Below are 937 nucleotides of genomic sequence, written 5' to 3'. Positions count from 1 at the left end.
CCGCCATTGAGCAGGAATTTGACACGATCGACCTCGGCCATAAAAGCCGAAACGATCGATCCAAAGAACTTCTCAAGACACTCTTCGCCAACCCTCAAGAGAGCATCAACGCAGCCTGCGATAAGTGGAAGCATGCTAAAGGGGCATATCGGTTCTTGGAGAATCCGCAAGTTGATGCGGAGGAAATCCTCGGCGCGCACCGACGGGCGACAATCCAGCGAATCCAATCTCAGCAGACTGTGTGCGTAGCGCAAGATACCACTGAATTGGACTTTGGTGATCACGCACCTGATGATGTGCGTTGCCTCAATCGGGCTGAGCGAAGGGGACTCTACGACCATAGCTCCGTAGCGTTTACGCCCGAGAAACTATGCCTGGGTGTCCTCGATGTTGAGTTCTTTGATCGTAGCGAGGCGAGCCTGGGAAAAACCACCGAGCGCAAGTCTGATCCGATCCAAGAGAAGGAGAGCTTTCGATGGCTCGAAGGCTATCGACGATGCTGCGAACTCTCCGACCAATGCCCAGAGACGCAGATTGTTTCTTTGGCTGACCGAGAAGGAGACATCTACGACATCTTCGTCGAAGCTGAAAAACATGAAAGCCCAGCCGACTTCGTTATCCGCAGTAAACAAGTTCGCAGCTTGCCTGAGAAAGACGAGCAGATCGGTGGGAAAACATACAAAAAGATGCGTGACGAAGTCGAAAAGTCAGATCTTGTCACGACTCGTCAGATCAAACTGCCACGCACTGCCAAACGCGCTGCCCGAACGGCGACTCTCGAAATTCGCGCGATTCGCACGAAAATCAAACCACCCCATGCAAGACGATCGACGCTTCCGGAAGTAACGCTCAGTGTGGTACTCGTGCAAGAGGTCGGCGGACCGCAAGACGGAACGGATCTGGATTGGCTGCTGTTGAGTTCTCTGCCGATTGACGA

1 protein-coding gene is annotated in these 937 nt (G+C 53.3%); it reads left to right on the top strand.

Features of this window, described 5'->3' with window-relative positions:
* Nucleotides 1-937: IS4 family transposase (locus GE027_RS22605; protein WP_162006904.1), on the top strand; the 937-nt coding region annotated here is incomplete at both ends.

Source organism: Roseimaritima sediminicola, from assembly GCF_009618275.1.
GTDB classification, from domain to species: Bacteria; Planctomycetota; Planctomycetia; order Pirellulales; family Pirellulaceae; genus Roseimaritima; species Roseimaritima sediminicola.
The sequence above is the reverse complement of the archived record's forward strand: the minus strand, read 5'-3'. Positions and strand labels throughout refer to the sequence as shown.